This window comes from Bradyrhizobium sp. McL0616, from assembly GCF_049993385.1.
In the GTDB taxonomy this organism is placed as follows: domain Bacteria; phylum Pseudomonadota; class Alphaproteobacteria; order Rhizobiales; family Xanthobacteraceae; genus Bradyrhizobium.
This window is the reverse complement of the sequence record NZ_CP188255.1, coordinates 7854839-7871382: the sequence shown is the minus strand read 5'-3', so window position 1 is coordinate 7871382 and position 16544 is coordinate 7854839. Positions and strand designations below refer to the sequence as shown.

Annotated in this window: 10 protein-coding genes; 2 read left to right on the top strand and 8 right to left on the bottom strand. The window is 64.1% G+C overall.

The genetic code is table 11. From position 1 onward, the window contains the following. Nucleotides 1–58 precede the first annotated feature (58 nt). The gene (locus ACPPVR_RS38000) at nucleotides 59–3520 is read right to left on the bottom strand and encodes an indolepyruvate ferredoxin oxidoreductase family protein (RefSeq protein WP_426611604.1); all 3462 of its coding nucleotides are present in this window, start codon (nucleotides 3518–3520) and stop codon (nucleotides 59–61) included. A gap of 152 nt (nucleotides 3521–3672) precedes the next feature. On the opposite strand from ACPPVR_RS38000, the gene ACPPVR_RS37995 reads away from it, so the two are divergent. Then, nucleotides 3673–4128, top strand: a complete 456-nt coding sequence (locus ACPPVR_RS37995; protein ID WP_426611603.1) for an Lrp/AsnC family transcriptional regulator — start codon at nucleotides 3673–3675, stop codon at nucleotides 4126–4128. Between the two features lie 44 nt (nucleotides 4129–4172). On the opposite strand, the gene ACPPVR_RS37990 is transcribed toward ACPPVR_RS37995, so the two are convergent. The 3 genes from ACPPVR_RS37990 to ACPPVR_RS37980 are packed head-to-tail and all read right to left on the bottom strand — an operon-like array spanning nucleotide 4173 to nucleotide 7415. Beyond that, nucleotides 4173–4958 carry a fumarylacetoacetate hydrolase family protein gene (locus ACPPVR_RS37990; RefSeq protein ID WP_426611602.1) on the bottom strand — a complete coding sequence of 262 codons (786 nt, stop codon included), beginning with the start codon at nucleotides 4956–4958 and terminating at the stop codon, nucleotides 4173–4175. 15 nt (nucleotides 4959–4973) lie between these two features. Beyond that, on the bottom strand, nucleotides 4974–6341 hold the full coding sequence (locus ACPPVR_RS37985; protein WP_426611601.1) for an LLM class flavin-dependent oxidoreductase: 1368 nt from the start codon (nucleotides 6339–6341) through the stop codon (nucleotides 4974–4976). 21 nt (nucleotides 6342–6362) lie between these two features. Continuing rightward, the gene (locus ACPPVR_RS37980; RefSeq protein WP_426611600.1) at nucleotides 6363–7415 is read right to left on the bottom strand and encodes an Ldh family oxidoreductase; all 1053 of its coding nucleotides are present in this window, start codon (nucleotides 7413–7415) and stop codon (nucleotides 6363–6365) included. A 305-nt stretch (nucleotides 7416–7720) separates the two neighbouring features. Between ACPPVR_RS37980 and ACPPVR_RS37975 the strand changes: the two genes are divergently transcribed. After that, nucleotides 7721–11836, top strand: coding sequence for a bifunctional diguanylate cyclase/phosphodiesterase (locus tag ACPPVR_RS37975; RefSeq protein WP_426611599.1), 4116 nt, complete (start codon nucleotides 7721–7723; stop codon nucleotides 11834–11836). Here the strand turns inward: ACPPVR_RS37975 and ACPPVR_RS37970 are convergent. From ACPPVR_RS37970 to ACPPVR_RS37955, 4 genes are all read right to left on the bottom strand, one after another. After that, nucleotides 11810–12151, bottom strand: coding sequence for a hypothetical protein (locus tag ACPPVR_RS37970; protein ID WP_426611598.1), 342 nt, complete (start codon nucleotides 12149–12151; stop codon nucleotides 11810–11812). The genes ACPPVR_RS37975 and ACPPVR_RS37970 overlap by 27 nt on opposite strands. A 223-nt stretch (nucleotides 12152–12374) precedes the next feature. After that, entirely contained in the window at nucleotides 12375–13367 is a 993-nt protein-coding gene (galE, locus tag ACPPVR_RS37965; RefSeq protein ID WP_426611597.1) for a UDP-glucose 4-epimerase GalE, read from the bottom strand. 17 nt (nucleotides 13368–13384) lie between these two features. Further along, a complete protein-coding gene (locus ACPPVR_RS37960; protein WP_426611596.1) occupies nucleotides 13385–14191 on the bottom strand; it encodes a WecB/TagA/CpsF family glycosyltransferase in 807 nt (268 codons plus the stop codon). Further along, nucleotides 14184–16478 (bottom strand): GumC family protein, encoded by a 2295-nt coding sequence (locus tag ACPPVR_RS37955; protein ID WP_426611595.1) that lies wholly within the window; start codon nucleotides 16476–16478, stop codon nucleotides 14184–14186. Before ACPPVR_RS37955 ends, ACPPVR_RS37960 begins: the two co-directional genes overlap by 8 nt. Nucleotides 16479–16544 lie beyond the last annotated feature (66 nt).

Genomic DNA, 16544 nt, shown 5'->3' with positions numbered 1-16544 from the left:
AAGGGGCGCCATCAGGGAGCCCCTCAGGCCGAGAGGCTGAAGCCTTGCCGGCGTCGCGTCAACCGTAGGTGCGCATCTTTTGCGTTACCGATGTCGCTAAATCCGAGAGTAGCCGCTCGACCTCGGGCTTCACTTTCGCAATCGCGATGTCCTTCACCGGCCCGTAGCCGCGGATCTCCATCGGCGCCTTCGCGATGGCGACGAGATCGGGCAGATGCGTCGTGTCGAATCGATCCAGCACTTGCTCGATCACGCCTTCATACCAGCCGATCAGCTCTCGCTCGGCGCGCCGCTCGGTCGTGTAGCCGAACGGATCGAACGGCGTCCCGCGCAGCACCTTGAACCGTGCCAGGACGGCAAGCGGCATCTGGATCCACTTGCCGAAATTGCGCTTGCGCGGTCGGCCGCGTGCGTCGCGCTCGGACGGCAGGAAAGGCGGTGCGAGGTGGTACTGGACGCTGAAGCCGTCCTCGAATTCGCGTTTCAACTCGTCGAGGAAGCCGCTCTGCATGTGCAGGCGCGCCACCTCGTATTCGTCCTTGTAGGCCATTAGCCTGAACAGCGCGCGCGCGACCGCATCGGTCAAGGCCTCGCTGTTAAGCGCGGATTCGGCGCTGCGAACCCTCTCTACGATCGACCGATAGCGCGCCGCGTAGGTGGTGTCCTGATAGGCGGTGAGGAATTCGGCACGACGGGTAATCATCTGCTCGAGCGTCTCGGCCTTCATTTCGGCCTTGGGCGCATCGTCCGCTTTCGGCAGAAAGTCCGGATCAGCGGCGGCGATCCGGCCCCACGCAAAAGCCTGCTTGTTGCGTTCGACCGCGACGCCGTTGAGTTCGATGGCGCGCAACAGCGATTGCAACGTGACCGGAACCAGCCCGCGCTGCCAGGCAAAGCCGAGCATGATGATATTGGCATAGACGGAATCGCCGAGCAGCCGTTCGGCGAGCGCGTTCGCGTTGATGGTGTCGAGATTCTCGTTGCCGATGACCTGCCGGACCGCGCGCAGGCGGGCGAGCGAGGCAAGATCGGCGTCGCGGAAACGGACGACGTCGCCGGTCGGCATCTCCGCGGTGTTGATCGCGGCGCGCGTGCCGTGATGATAGGTGCCGGAGGCCTTTGGCGAGGAGCTGACGACGAGATCACAGCCGATCAGCGCATCGGCCGCGCCCTGGTCGATGCGCACCTGGTGCAGTGCCTCGGGGGACGCGGCAAGGCGGAGATAGCTCAGCACGGGCCCGAATTTCTGCGCAAAGCCGGTGAAGTCGAGCACCGAGACGCCACGCCGTTCGAGATGCGCAGCCATGCCGATCAACGCGCCGACCGTGATCACACCGGCGCCACCGACACCGGTCACCAGCAGATCGTAGGGCCGATCGAGCATGGCGGGCGCGGGGAGAGGAAGCGTAGCCGCGCGGCCAACCGCATCGATCTCGCTCGCGGTCTTCTTCCGGCGCGTGGCGCCCTCGACGGTAACAAAACTCGGGCAAAAGCCGTTGAGGCAGGAAAAGTCCTTGTTGCAGGCGGACAGATTGATCTTGCGCTTGCGGCCGAACGGCGTCTCCTTCGGCTCGACGCTGAGACAGTTGGATTCGACCGAGCAATCGCCGCAGCCTTCGCAGACGAGATCGTTGATATAGGCAAAGCGCTTTGGGTCAGCCATCTCGCCACGCTTGCGCCGGCGCCGCTTCTCGGTGGCGCAGGTCTGCTGGTAGATCAGGACCGAGACGCCGGAGACGTCGCGCAACTCGCGCTGCACGGCGTCCATCTCCTCGCGCGCATGAATCGAAACGCCGCTCGGGAGATCAGCCGGCGAGAATTGCGAAGGTTCGTCCGAGACCAGCGCGATGCGCGCCACGCCTTCGGCGCGGACGCTGTGCGCGATCGCGTGCACGCTGAGGGGGCCGTCGACAGGCTGACCGCCGGTCATCGCGACAGCGTCGTTGAACAGGATCTTGTAGGTGATGTTGGCTTTGGCAGCGATCGCCTGCCGGATCGCCATCGAGCCGGAATGATAATAGGTGCCTTCGCCGAGATTCTGGAAGATGTGCTTGTTGCCGGTGAAGCGTGACGAGGCCACCCAGTTCACGCCTTCGCCGCCCATCTGGATCAGCGAAGAGGTCTCGCGGTCCATCCAGCTCGCCATGAAATGGCAGCCGATGCCCGCCAGCGCCTTCGAACCCACCGGCACTTTCGTTGATGTGTTGTGGGGGCATCCCGAACAGAAATAGGGCGTGCGCGTCGCACCCGCGACGTTGATGGTCCGCTCGGCTTCCGGCAACAGGGCCGCTGCTCGCGCGGCAAGATTGAGCCCCGGAAACATCGGATCGAGCCGGCGCGCCAGCACGTCAGCCAGCGCACGCGGCGACAATTCGCCGGTCCAGGAAATCAACCGAGCGCCCGCTTCGTCGTGCTTGCCGACCATGCGCTCGGGCTTGCTGCCCGGATAGTCGTAGAAGTATTCCTTGAACTGGCTCTCGATGATGCCGCGCTTCTCCTCGACCACGAGGATCTCGCGCTTGCCCTTCACGAAGTCCATGGCGTCGTGCAGCGCCAGCGGCCAGACCATGCCGACCTTGTAGATGTCGATGCCGATACTGCGGCAGGCGGCTTCATCGAGGCCCATCAGCCGCAGCGCTTCCATCAAGTCGAGATGCGCCTTGCCGGTCGTGACGATGCCGTAGCTGGCATTGGGAATGTCGTAGATGTGGCGGTCGATCGGATTGGCCTTTGCGAAGGCATAGACCGCGTGCTTCTTCGCCTCCAGCCGCTCCTCGATCTGCGGGCCAGGCAGGTCGGGCCAGCGATAGTGCAACCCGCCCGACGGCGGCGTGAATTCAGGAGCGCGGAAAATGCGCGGCGGGCGCAACGTAACGGATGCGCCCGATTCCACGATCTCCGAGATCGCCTTGAAGCCGACCCACATGCCGGTGAAGCGGCTGAGCGCGTAGCCATATTCGCCGAATGCGAGATATTCGCCGACATCGGCCGGATGCAGCGTCGGCATGAACCAGCTCATGAAGGCGACGTCGGACTGGTGCGGCATCGAGGACGAGACGCAGCCATGGTCGTCGCCGGCGACCACCAGCACGCCGCCATGCGGTGAGGAGCCATAGGCGTTGCCGTGCTTGAGTGCGTCGCCGGAACGGTCGACGCCCGGGCCCTTGCCGTACCAGAGCCCGAACACGCCATCGACCTCGCGGTCGGCCTGGGTCTCGACCTGCTGTGAGCCGAGAACCGCGGTCGCGGCAAGGTCTTCGTTGACGGCCGGCAGGAACTCGATGCGATCCCGCTTCAAGCGCTCCTTGATCCGCCAGAGTTCGAGATCGACGCCGCCCAGCGGCGAGCCGCGATAGCCGGAGATGAAGCCGGCGGTGTTGAGGCCGCGCGCGCGGTCGCGCCGCGCCTGGTCGAGCGCAATGCGGACGATCGCCTGCGTGCCGGTGAGGAAGACGCGTCCCTCCTCGCGGTCGTAGCGATCGGAGAGCTCGTAGGCGTCGAGTGACGGAATGGCGTCCATGCGGACCTCGCGCGGCATTCTGCCGAATAGGCGAAGGGTAAGCCCGGGGCGCTGGTAGGTCTTACCTATTCATTCCGATCTGAGTGTCATTTCGGTAGAATTTTGCAACCAGGTGGAATTTTTGGTATATTTACCCGAATTAAGAGGCGTTCATGATTGAAGACCAGGACACACGGATTCTCGCTCATCTGCAGAAGGACGGCCGTGCCACCAACCAGCAGCTTGCGGACGAGGTCGGCATGTCCACCTCGGCCTGCTGGCGCCGGGTGCGCGCGCTGGAGGAGACCGGGGTCATCCGCGGCTATGCGGCGTTGATTGCGCGGGAGCAGGCGGGCTTTGCGATGTCGGCCATCCTGCACGTCTCACTGGAGCGGCACGACGCCAAATTCGTCGACGAGTTTGTGGCGCGGGTGACAACGCGGCGCGAGGTATTGGAGTGCTTTGCGACGACGGGTGATGCCGACTATCATTTGCGCGTCGTCGTGCAGGACATGGCGGCTTACAACAGGTTTTTGGACGAGTTCATGTTCCGCATTCCCGGCATCCGGCATGTGAGAAGCAACGTGGTGCTGAAGGAAATCAAGACCAGCGTGGCGCTGCCGTTTTGAGGGGAGCACGCGCCGGCCCATCTCTTCAGGATGAGGATCAAGAACTACCGCCCCTCCCGCACAAACCTGTTCCGCAGCGTGCCGATGCCGGTGATATCGATCTCCACGACGTCGCCATGCGTGATGTCCGGCGAGGCGCCGTCCGTGCCCATCCAGATCACGTCGCCCGGCCATAGCGTGAAATACTTGGTCAGTTCGACCAGGAACGGCACCACGCCAAAGATCATGTCGTTGGTGTGGAAGCGGTTGGTTTCCTTGCCGTTGACCCTGACGACGGTTTCCATCCTCGCAAGGTCGGCCTCGGTCTCGATCCACGGGCCCATCGGCTTGAATGTGTCCGCGTTCTTCGAGCGCCACAGGCTGCGGTCGGCCTTCTGCCAGCTGCGTTCGCTGACGTCGTTGCCGATGGTGTAGCCGAGCACGCAATCCATGGCGTTCTGTTCGGTCAGGTCCTTCACCTTCTTGCCGATGACGACGGCGAGCTCGCCCTCATAGTGGATCTTCTCCGTCGCAAAGGACGGGATCACGACGTCCTCGTCATGCGCGATCAGCGCGTTCTGGGCGCGATAGCCGATCTCGGGCCTTTCAGGGACGGCCGGCACCTCGCCGCGCTTGTCGGCGGCTTCCTTCAGGTGCTTCAGATAGTTCAAGCCGACGCAATAGAAGGTACGCGGGATCAGCGGCAGCTCGATCTTCACCTGTGCCAGCGGATAGGCACGGGAGGTGCGTTGCCATTCACCGAAAGGATCGCCATCGACCGCGATCACCTGTTCGCCCTCGACGAGGCCCCAGGAGGTCTTGCCCGAGGCGGTGAATTTCAGCCAGCGCATGGTGTGTCCTCGTTGTTATTCTGCCGCGTCACGCGGCCGTGTCTTCCATGCGCCTGCCGCCGGCCGTCTCAGCCCGAGATTTTCCCTCAGCGTCTTGCCGCGATAATCCTTCTGGAACAAGCCGCGGCGCTGCAATTCCGGCACAACCTGCTGCACGAAGTCGGCGTAGGAGCCCGGCACATAGGTCGCCGCGATGACAAAGCCGTCGCAGCCGCGCTCGACGAACATCTCCTCCAGCGTATCCGCGATCTCCTTGGGGCCGCCGACGATGGCATCGTGAACCTGCCCGCGACCGGAGAAGGTGACGAAATCGCGTGCGCTCGGATTGCTCTTGCCTGAATTCTTCAGCACGCCGTCGCGGATGCCCAAAATACCCTGCATGCTCTTCAACTCGTCCGTTGTCAGCGGCTCGTCGAGATCCTTGGACGCGAAGTCGTAGTTGAGCGCTTCGGCGAGCAGCGACAGCGCGTCGATCTGAAGCGGTAGCTTGTTGATCAGCGCCATCTTGTCTTCGGCTTCCGCCTTGGTCGCTGCACAGACCGGTGTCATCAAGTTGCAAAGGCGCATCTGGTCGGGATCGCGGCCGGCCTTCGCGGCTTCGTTGCGTACGGCCGCGTAGCCGTCCTTTGCCGCAGCAAGATTGCGTGCGGCGGTAAAGATCACCTCGCCCCATCGTCCCGCAAAGCGCTGGCCGCGGCCGGATGCGCCGGCCTGGATGATCACGGGATGGCCCTGATCCGAGCGCGGCACGGTAAACGGCCCGCGCGATTTGAAGGCCACTCCCTTGTGATCGAGCCGTTTCACCTTGGACGGATCGGCAAAGCGTCCGCTTTGCTTGTCCATGATGAGCGCGCCGTCCTCCCAGGTGTCCCAATGGCCGAGCACGACCTCCATGAATTCATCGGCGCGGTCGTAGCGGGAATCGTGCTCGGGATGTGAATCCCGGCCCATGTTCAACGCCTCGCCGTCGTTGAGCGAGGTGACAACGTTCCAGCCGGCGCGCCCGCCCGACATCAAATCGAGCGTCGCGAAGCGGCGCGCAACGTCGAAGGGTTCGTAATAGGTGGTCGAGCAAGTCGCTCCCAGCCCAAGCTTGTCGGTGACGAGGCCCATCGTGGTCAGCACGATCAGCGGATCCATCTTCACGCAGCGGATGCCGTATTCGACGGTGTGGGCGTGGTCGTTGCCGTAACGATCCGGCATCGCCAGCCGATCGTCGAAGAAGGCCATGTGGAATTTGCCGGCTTCGAGGATCTTGGCGATCTCCTGATAATAATCCGCCGACATCGAATCCTCACGCGAGTCCGGATGTCGCCAGGAGCTCGGCAAATTGGTGCAGTTTTGGGCCTGAAGGAAGCCGACCAGGGCCATTTGCCGCGTCATGCTGCTGTTCTCCAAATTCCGTCAGCCTAGATCGAGGACTGTGTCGAGCCTGTATTCGCGCGCCAGCGCGCGCAGCTTGTCCCAGGTCGCATCCTCGATCTCGATGCCGTCGCGCAGGCGCTGCCGCTCGCGCAAGCCCTCGATCTCTCCGGGATAATAGACGCCCTTGCTGCCTTCGGAGAGCGGCGTCGATTTCAAATATTCGGCAAATTCCGTGACCTCTCGCTTGAAGTCCTTTAGCGGTCGAAACGCTGCGACGTTGAACACCGCCATGAAGCAGCCGTCATTGTGCCGCCCCGTGGGCTCGACGCCGAAGCCAAGCCCTGTGAGCAGGCCGCAGAGCACCTCGACCATGGCGGCGAGGCCGCTGCCCTTGTAGCCCTCGGTGCCGCCGAGCGGCAGCAGTGCGCCGCCCTTGCGGTATTGGGTGGGATCGGTGGTGTGCCGTCCCTCGGCATCGATGATCCATCCCGTCGGGATCTCCTCGCCGCGGGCGACCGCGAGCTGGATCTTGCCGGCTGCCACCGCCGAGGTCGCCATGTCCAAATAGAACGGCGCCTCGAGATCGGACGGCACCGCGATCGAGAGCGGATTGGTGCCGAGCCGTGCCTCCTTGCCGCCGAACGGCGCCACATGTTTCGGTGAGCGGCCGGAATCCGCCGTCGCAATCCCGATCATGCCCTCGCGCATCGCCATCAGCGGATAGGCGGCGAGGCGGCCGACATGGCTCTGCCGGAACACGGTGCAGGCGGCGACATTCGCCGTCTTCGCCTTCTCGATCGTCAGCGCCATCGCCTTGGCGTTGACATGGAAGCCGAAGCCCCAATGGCCGTCGATCACAGTCGTGGTCGGCGATTCCTGGACGATGGTCCATTTGGCGCCGGGAACGATGTGTCCGGCCTTGATACGGTCGATATAGGTGGGAACCGCGATCACGCCGTGGGAGTCGTGGCCGGCGAGATTGGCATTGACGCAGCCGACGGCAACCGCATCGGCCTCTTCTTCGGAGGCTCCGGCGGCGCGGAGCAGTGCGGCGCTGACGCGCGTGAGGCGGTCGGCCTTGACGATCGGCATGGCGTTCCCTCAGGTCATCGCCCTTGATGGGCGTTGTTGGGAGCCATCGTCTCAAAGCCGCGCGGTGATATCAATCTCCCGTAAACCAATACAGGGCTGCATATTCGCAAAGAGAACGCGCCTTTCGTCGAACGTTCATGCCTCTAACATCCCGCACGGCGGGATTCCCGACAGTTTTTCGTCTGTCGTTCGCAGCTCGTTCACTGTGATCGGCGGTTTCCACCGCGCAATAACGACCACTTAGGCGATCGCCGTTCATAACGGCATCCGGGAAAAAAAGGCAGAAATGCCCGGGAGTTGAGATCGTGCAGACGACCCTCGCGCGCACCTTTGCGGCGTTGAGCGCCATCAACGAAGCGATCCTCTACGCGAAATCGCCGGACGAGCTGTACCAGAAGGTCTGCGACGCCGGGTTTGCGAGTGGGGACTTCATGGCTGTCGCCGTGTTCCTGGTCGAGCCGAACGGCTCGCGCCTGCGCTTTGCCGCGGGTTGCGGCGACGATGTTGCGCGGTTGAGCGCGATCGAGATCACCACGGAAGCAGGCACGCCGGAAGGCACGGGCGTCGGCGGAGAGGCGTTTCGCAGCCAGAAGCTCTGCATCAGCAATGACTATTTGAGCGATCAGCGTTCGCTGGCATGGCGCGAGGGCGCGGCCAAGGCGCATATCGGCGCGGCGGCCGCGCTGCCACTGCTCTGCAACGGCAAGAGCGTCGGCGTGCTGTTCGTGACGCGCAGTGAGGCCGGCTCGCTGGACGCGCAGATGGTGTCGCTGTTCGAACGCATGTCGGCGAACATCTCCTACGCCCTGGACAATTTCGCGCGCGAAACGGCGCGCCAGGCCGGCGAGCGGGCGACGCGGCGGCTCAACCGTATGTTCGGCGCGCTGAGCGCAACCAATGAAGCCATTCTGCGCGCCAAGACCGAACAGGAGCTGTATCAGCTGGTGTGCGACGCCTCCGTGCATGGCGGCAAGTCGCTGGCGACCTTCGTTTTACTCAAGGAACAGGACTCCCACTGGCTGAAGCCTGTTGCCGGCACCGGCGAGAACGTGGAGATCGTCGCCCGGACGCACTATTCCGTCGATCCCGAAAATCCTTATGGCCGCGGCATTTCCGGCCAGGTTTTTCGTTCACAGAAGCCCCATGTCGAACGCGATCTCGCGCGCCGCACCAAGGGAACACCGTGGGAGCAGGCAAATATCAATACGGGCGTTGCGGCTTGCATCGCCGCACCCCTGATCAAGCATGGGGAGAGCATCGGGGTCATCCTGTCCTTCCTTAGCCAGTCCTGGGCGAAAGACGAAGAGATCGTGGCGCTGATGCTGCGCATCGCCGAGAACGTTTGCTTCGCCATCGACAATTTCGATCGCGAAACCGAAAAGGCCCGGATCGCGGTGGAGGAAGAGCGTCTGGCGCGCATGTACGCCGCGCTCAGCGCGACCAACGAAGCGATCTTGCGTGCGCACTCGCGGGCCGAGTTGTTCGATCTGGTCTGCGAGGCGACGGCCAAGGGTGCGAAATTCACATCGGCCAACATCGCGCTCGTCGATCACCACGCCGAGCTGCTTCGCGTCGTCGCCTGCTACGGACCGAATGCGGACACGGTGCGAAATTTCAAGTTCTCGAGCTCCGACCGGGTGCCGGAAGGCCGCGGGCTCACGGGTACCGCCTTCCGTACGCGCCAGCCTTGCATCAGCAACGATGTGCAGTCCGACGATCGTATCAAGCCCTGGCAGGCCAACGCCCGCCGTAACGGGATCGGATCTTCGGCGGCGCTGCCGCTGTTCAACGGCGAGCGGGTCGAAGGCATATTCCTGTTCAACTCTGCCGAGCGCGACACGTTCACGCCCGAATTCGTCGAGCTGCTCCAGCGGCTCCAGGCCAACGTGGCCTTCGGACTTGAAAATTTCGACCGCGCCGACGAGAAGGCGAAAGCGGAAATGCAGCGCAATCGCTTCCGGGGTATGCTCGAAGCGCTGAGTGCGACCAACGAAGCGATCATGCGCGTCAAGACGCGTGCCGAATTGTTCGAGGCAGTTTGCGAGGCGGCGGTGCTCGGCGGTACCTTCACATCCGCAACCATTGCCATGGTGGAATCGAGCGGACGTTACCTCGACATCGCCGTCACCAAAGGCGAATGCCGCCATCATGTTGAGAAATGGCGATTTGCGACCTCCGCGGACGAGCCGCAAGGACGAGGGCTCGCCGGCACATCGTTCCGTACCGGGGCGCCTTGCGTCGCAAACGAGATTCTGACCGACATTCGCACCGCCCATTGGCATCAGATTGCGCGCGACCAGGGCACGAAGTCCGGTGGCTGCTTCCCCTTGCTGAGGAATGGCACTGATGCGATCGGCGTACTTCTGTTCCTCTCTCCGGACGAAGGCACGTTCACGCCCGATCTCATTCAACTGCTGGGACGCCTGGCCGAGAACGTGTCCTTTGCGCTCGACAATTTCGATCGAGCCGAGGAAAAGGCTCGCACCGAGGCGCAGAAGGAGCGCCTGACGCGCATGTTCGCGGCGCTGAGCGCCACCAATGAAGCGATCGTACGGGCCAAGTCGCGCACCGAATTGTTCGACCTCGTGTGCCAAGCCGCGTCGACTGGCGGCAAATTCACCTCGACAACCATTGCGCTCGCCAGCGAACGTAGCGATCAGCTCGAGATCGTCGCGGCGGCGGGGCCGTCCGCCGAGACCACAAGGAATGTGCGTCTCTCGATCGACGCTGATCGGCCCGAAGGCCGCGGCATGAGCGGCACGGCCTTCCGCACCCGGCAGCCCTGCATCAGCAACGATTATGTTAATGACAGCCGCGTGAGCGCCTTTCATTCGGTCCTTCAGAGCGAAGGCGCGCGCTCCGGCGCGGCGTTCCCACTGATCACGCATGACAAGCCCGTTGGCGTGATGATCTACATGTCGACCGAGCCGGATACCTTTACCGATGAGTTCGTCGAGCTGTTGCAGCGTCTCGCCGACAACGTCTCGTTCGCGATTGAGAATTTCGATCGCGCCGACGAGAAAAACAAAGCCGACGAGCGGATCGAATATCTCGCCTCGCACGACAGCCTGACCAACCTGCCGAACCGCGAGACCTTCAACAGTCTGTTGCGCGAGGCGATCGACATGGCGCAGCGCCATGACCACCGCTTTGCGGTGCTGTTCATCGACCTCGATCGCTTCAAGGTCATCAACGATTCGCTCGGCCACGAAGCCGGCGATCTGCTGCTGCTCGAAGTCGCCGACCGCTTGCGCAATGCGCTACGGGCGAGCGACGTTGTCGCGCGCCTCGGCGGCGACGAATTCGTGGTCATCCTCGACCAGTGCGGCGAGATCGATGACGTTCAGCGCATCTCGACCGAACTGCTGGCCGTACTCGGCAAGCCGATGGAGCTCGCCGGCCACGAGTGCCACACCACGGCCTCGATCGGTATTGCGATGTATCCGGCTAACGGCGCCGACGCGCAAACGCTGACCAAGAACGCCGACATGGCGATGTATCTCGCCAAGGAAGACGGCAAGAACGGCTATCGCTTCTTCTCCAAGGAAGTGAAGACGCAGTCGATCGAGCGGCTGTCGCTGGAGAGCGCGCTGCGCCGAGCGCTGGAGCGCGACCAGTTCACTCTGAACTACCAGCCCAAGGTGGACATGGCGACCGGCCAGATCACCGGCGTGGAAGCGCTCCTGCGCTGGACCCATCCCGAGCTCGGCAGCATCTCGCCGGCGCAGTTCATTCCGCTCGCAGAGGAAACCGGCCTGATCGTGCCGATCGGTCGCTGGGTGGTGAGGGAGGCCTGCGCGCAGGCGATGGCCTGGCAGCGACGCGGTCTGCTGCCGGTATCGATGGCGGTCAACCTGTCGCCGCGGCAGTTCGTCGACGAGCATCTGTTGCAGGACGTCGACGAGGCGCTGGCGGCAAGCGGCATGTCGCCGGTGCTGCTCCAGCTCGAAGTCACCGAGAGCATGATGATGCGCAATGTCGGGCGCGCGCTGAAGGTGCTCGACGCGATCCAGAGCCGCGGCATTCGTCTCGCCATCGACGATTTCGGCACCGGCTATTCGTCGATGTCGCTGATGAAGCATTTCCCGATCGACACCATCAAGATCGACCGCTCCTTCGTGCGCGACCTGCCGCAGGATTCCGAAGATCAGGCGATCGCGCAGGCGATCATCAGCATGGGCAAGGCGCTCGGTATGACCGTCGTCGCCGAGGGCGTCGAGAACGTCGAGCAGGAGGCATTCCTGCGCACCCATGGTTGCGACGAGATGCAGGGCTTCCTGATCTCCAAGCCGGTGCCGGCGCTGCAGATGGCCGAACTGCTGCGGCCGATGGTGCTGCCCGATGCACCGCCGCTCCAGCCGGAGACGGATCCGGCCGTGAACGAAGCCGTGGCGCTACGGCTGAAGCGCGCTGTCGTCTGACGGTTGCGGGTGCAATTCGCGGCCGTCGTCTTCGTTGATCTCCGCCTTGCGTGGAAAGTCGTCCGGCCAAGGCAGCGAGGTTTGCTCGGCGAACAGCGTGAAAAGGGCCTGCGCACCTTCGGCAAAGCTCGAGCCGTCGCCCAGGCCGAGTTCACAACACCATGCGTGTGGCATCGGCTCGTGTGCTTCGCGCACCGTCATCGCCGGTCCCCACCACCAAGCTGGCGCTGGTGAGCGTTCGTCCTCGGGCACGGCGTGCCAGAGGACGAGCTCGTCCATCACGCGATCGAATTGCAGGCTTGCGGCCTGATGCATGCGTTCCGGAGCTTTCTGGGGCCGCGCCTGAAAACAGGCGATGCGCCGAGTCGATCTTGCTTCGCTGTGAATAAAGAACGGCTCGCGCTATTGGCCGAGCCTCGCGTGCCGCTCCGTCGGCGGCTATACAGCAACACGCGGCGGCCGAAAAAGTTGCCGACGCCGTCTGTGATCGACACTCTAGCCGTTCGGGGCCCCGGCGGGCAAGGCGCAATATGAGCGCTTAACGCGACCTGAGCGGATGCGCCTTCTGGTGCCAGGCCCAGGCGGTGCGGATGACCGTCGGCAGGTCGGAATGGCGCGGCACGAATTTCAGCACCTTTCTCGCGGCGGATGGGTCGGCGACGAGATAGGTGGGATCGCCGGCGCGGCGCGGCTTGATGGTGTGCGGGACCTCACGCCCGGCCTCCTGCCTGATGGCGGTCAGGATCTCGCGCACCGAAAAGCCGGAGCCGGTGCCGAGATTGAAGCTGCCGCCGGCATGTCCCGTCTCCAGCAGCTTCAGCGCAGCGACGTGCGCAGCGGCAAGGTCGGTGACATGGATGTAGTCGCGGATCGCGGTGCCGTCGGGCGTGTCGTAGTCGTCGCCGAACACGGCGAAGTCGACATGGCCCTGCAACGCCATCATGGCGCGCGGAATGAGATGCGTTTCGTTGTCACGCAGTTCGCCGATGCCGCCGGCCGGATCGGCGCCGCTGGCGTTGAAATAGCGCAGGCAGAACGCGCCGAAGCCGTAGGCTGAACGATAATCGGCGAGCATGCGCTCGATCATCCATTTCGACGCGCCATAGGGGTTGATCGGCGCGCAGGGAAAATCTTCCGGCAGCGCCTTGGAATCGGCGTTGCCATAGACGGCGCCGGTCGAGGAAAACACGATGTGGTGGCAACCCGCGTTCCGCATCGCCTGCAACAGCGACAACGTGCCCTGCACATTGTTGATGTAATATTTCTGCGGGTCGGTCATGGACTCGCCGACGAGGCTCGCTGCCGCGAAGTGCATCACCGCCGTCACCTTGTGGTCGGCGAAGGCGCGCGCCAGCGCCGCACCGTCGAGCAGATCGCCTGTCACAAGGTCCCCAGCGACGAAACTGCGATGGCCCGTCGTGAGATTGTCGTAAACGACGGGCTGATAGCCGGCCGCAGCCAGGGCGCGGCAGGCATGCGAGCCAATATAGCCCGCGCCTCCTGTGACGAGAACGGTCGGTCGGTCGGTCATGTCGCCTTCATATCCGATCAGCGATTGAGGGGCCGGTTACGGCTGAAGAGAAGATAGATCGCGCGGGGGTTGGTGGTCAAATAGCGCCAGAGCAGGCGGCGGGGCTCGAGCCAGGTACGCCAGGCCCATTCGAGCCCGAACTTCTGCATCCATTGCGGCGCGCGTGACCTGCTGCCCGACAAGAAGTTGAACAGGCCACCAGACGTCTTGATGACGCCGACATTGGTCAGGAGCGGGGTGAATTCCTCGACGAAGGCCTGCTCGGAGGGCACGCCGAGCGCCACCCACAGGCAGTCCGGTGCAAGCGCGTTGATCTCCTCGACCTTGGCGCGCAGGGCGTCGCCACGGAGATAGCCATGGCTGTATCCGACGATCTTGAGCTTCGGATACAGGTTCTGGACTTTCTTGACCGCGGTGGCGTTCTCGTCCTCGCTGGCACCGAGCATGTAGAAGCTGCGGCCGGCAGCTTCCGCCTTGCGCGCGACGATGTGGAACAGGTCCGTGGTCGCGACGCGCTCCGGCAGCGGAAACCAGGATTGCAGTTTCGAGGCCGCCACCAGCGGCTGGCCGTCGGCATTGATCAAATCGGCGGCGCGAAACAGCCGCTCGGTCTGCGGCTCGGTCGAGCAGCGCGCCAGCACCTCGCCATTGGCTGAGGTCAGGTATAGCGGGCGGCCGATGCGATGGCGCGGATCGGTCGCCTCGATCATAAAATCGGCGGTTGCTTCCAGGTCGAGCGCGGCCATGCGAAGGCCGCCGACGGTGATCCGTGGCACCTCGGCGGTCGCGGCCCGCCCCTCCAGATTGACGCGGCGCTCAAGCATATTGTTTGCCTCGCTGGCGCGTTTGGGCTGCGGGGGTGAGTTCATCGAGCACGACGCCGACGAGCTTGCGCTCGGTGCCGCCGAGCGCGGTCAAGATGTCTTCCATGCTGTCGTTGATGTCGAGGCTGGTCGGCAGCACGGCCACCAGCGCATCGGCACTGTCGAGCAGTTTGCGGCCGGCGGCCGAGAACGGCATCGCCGGGCCGTCGAGGATGACGAGATCATAGCCACCGGCGGAGCGCGCTTGCGCGATTGCCTTGCGGATGGCGTCCGTAGCCTTGCCGGCATCGCTCTCGGTGGCCGGAAGCACTGAGATGCCGTTGACGGTCTTGATCTCGAGCGCGGCGTTGTTGCCGATCGAGAGCCAGCCGAGCCTGCTCGGCGCGTTCTTGCCGGGGCGGATGACCTTGTTCGACAGTGTGTGCGCCTGATGGTCGGCGTCGATCATCAGCAAGCGGCTGCCGTCGCGCGCCGCCGCGAGCGCGAAATTCAGCGCGGTCACGCTGCGCCCGACGGTATCGCCGGCGCCGACCAGGGCGATCACCGGCATCGCCTTGCCGCCGGCGCGCCGTGCCACCGCCGAACGCATATCGCGCAAGGCGTTGAGCAGGGTGGTCAGCGGAAATCCGGGACGCAGCGTCGGCCAGCCGACGCGGGTGAGGTCGTCGCCACCACCGGTGGCGAGAATGGCGCCGAGCGTGCGGATGACATCGGCCTCCTGGAGGCGGGCGATCAGCGGCTTTTCGACCAGCGCAAGCGGCGGCGCAGGTGCGGCGGCTAACGGCTGAGTCCTCGAAACTTCCGGCGCAGGCGTGCGCTCACGACGGTTCGGCTCGGGAGCGGCCGCACCAATGAACAAATGCTCGGCTGCGACAAACCAGCAGGCGGCGGCAAGCCCACCGAAGATGAAGCCGATCATGGCGAACAGGCTCATCGCCGGCGGGAACGAACGCCGCTGCGGCACCGTGGCCTCGCCGATGACGCGGGCCGCCGAGGTGTTGAGCGTCTCCTGCTCCTCGGTCTCGCGCGAACGCTTGAAGAACGACTGGTAGACGTCGCGGCTGGCATCGACCTCGCGCTCGAGCTCGCGCAGGCGCACGGCGGCTTGGCTGAGCTGGACGCTTTGCCGTTTCTGCGCCTCCAGCGCCCGGTTGAGCGAGGCTTCAAAGTCGCGGGCGCGCGTCAAATCGTTCTTGGCCGACTGGGCGAAGCGGTCGACCTCCTCGCTGATGACGCGCTTGATGTCCTCGACCTGCTTCTCGGTCTGGCGCAGCGCCGGGTGCCGCGGCCCAAGCTCGGCGGTCTGCTCTGCATATTTCTTGCGGGCGTCGGCATATTGCGCGCGCAGGTTTGCAATCGTCGGTGATTGCAGAACCTCGGCATTGGCACCGGCATCCGCCGCCGTACGCCGGCTTGCCTCGATCTGGTCGAGCCGCGCCTGCGCATCCATCGTCGCAGCGCGGGCCGCGGAAAGCCGCTGGTTGCTGGACGAGAGCTGCTGGTCGCTGATCAGCGCGTCCTGGGTGCCGACGAAATTGTTCTGGGCCTTGTAGGTGGCAAGTGCGGTCTCGGCGTTGCGCAGCCGCTCGCGCAGCTCCTTCAGCCGGCCGGACAATTCGCTGGTGGCACGTCGCGCGGCCAGCGCTTGGGAGTTGCGAGACTCCGTGAGGTAGACGTTGGTCAGCGTGTTGGCGAGCATCGCCGCTTTCGCCGGATCGGTCGACCAGACCTCGATGTCGACGATGAAGCTCTTCTCGGTCTTGCGGATCGTGATGTGCCGGTTCAGCGCGTCGAGCGCCGCGAGCTGCACGTCCTTGATGTCCGCAGCAGAGGGCGCGCGGGGCTGAAGGCCGATCAGGCCCAGCAGCGACGTCATCAGGCTCCTGCCGTCGCCGGCGCCACCGAATTCGGGATCCTTGTCGAGATTGGCCTGCTCGATCACCCGCAGCAGCACGCTGTTGGAGGTGATCAGGCGCGCCTGGCTCTCCACCACCATGGACATGCCGGATACGTCTTGCGCGCGCGGGGTGAGCTCGCGATCGACGAGTTGGAGCTCGCGCGGATCGACATAGAGCTGGGCCGTCGCGGTGTAGCGGGGCGTCAGGCTCTTGCCGATGGTGACGGCAAGGCTCGCACCGATCAGGGCCGCAGCGGCAATCGCAATCTTGCGCCGCCATAGCAGGTTGACGAACTCCAGCACGTTGAAGCTGGCCTCGGACCTCCGCGACTGAGCCTCCGACCTGGTCGGATCTCTGGCCCGATCTATTGGCTGGTTATAGTCAAGCATGATCCCCAGCTTTCATTCCGACGGCCGTAGGCTGAGGGGTTACTCTTCGCTTTACGCTACGCACCC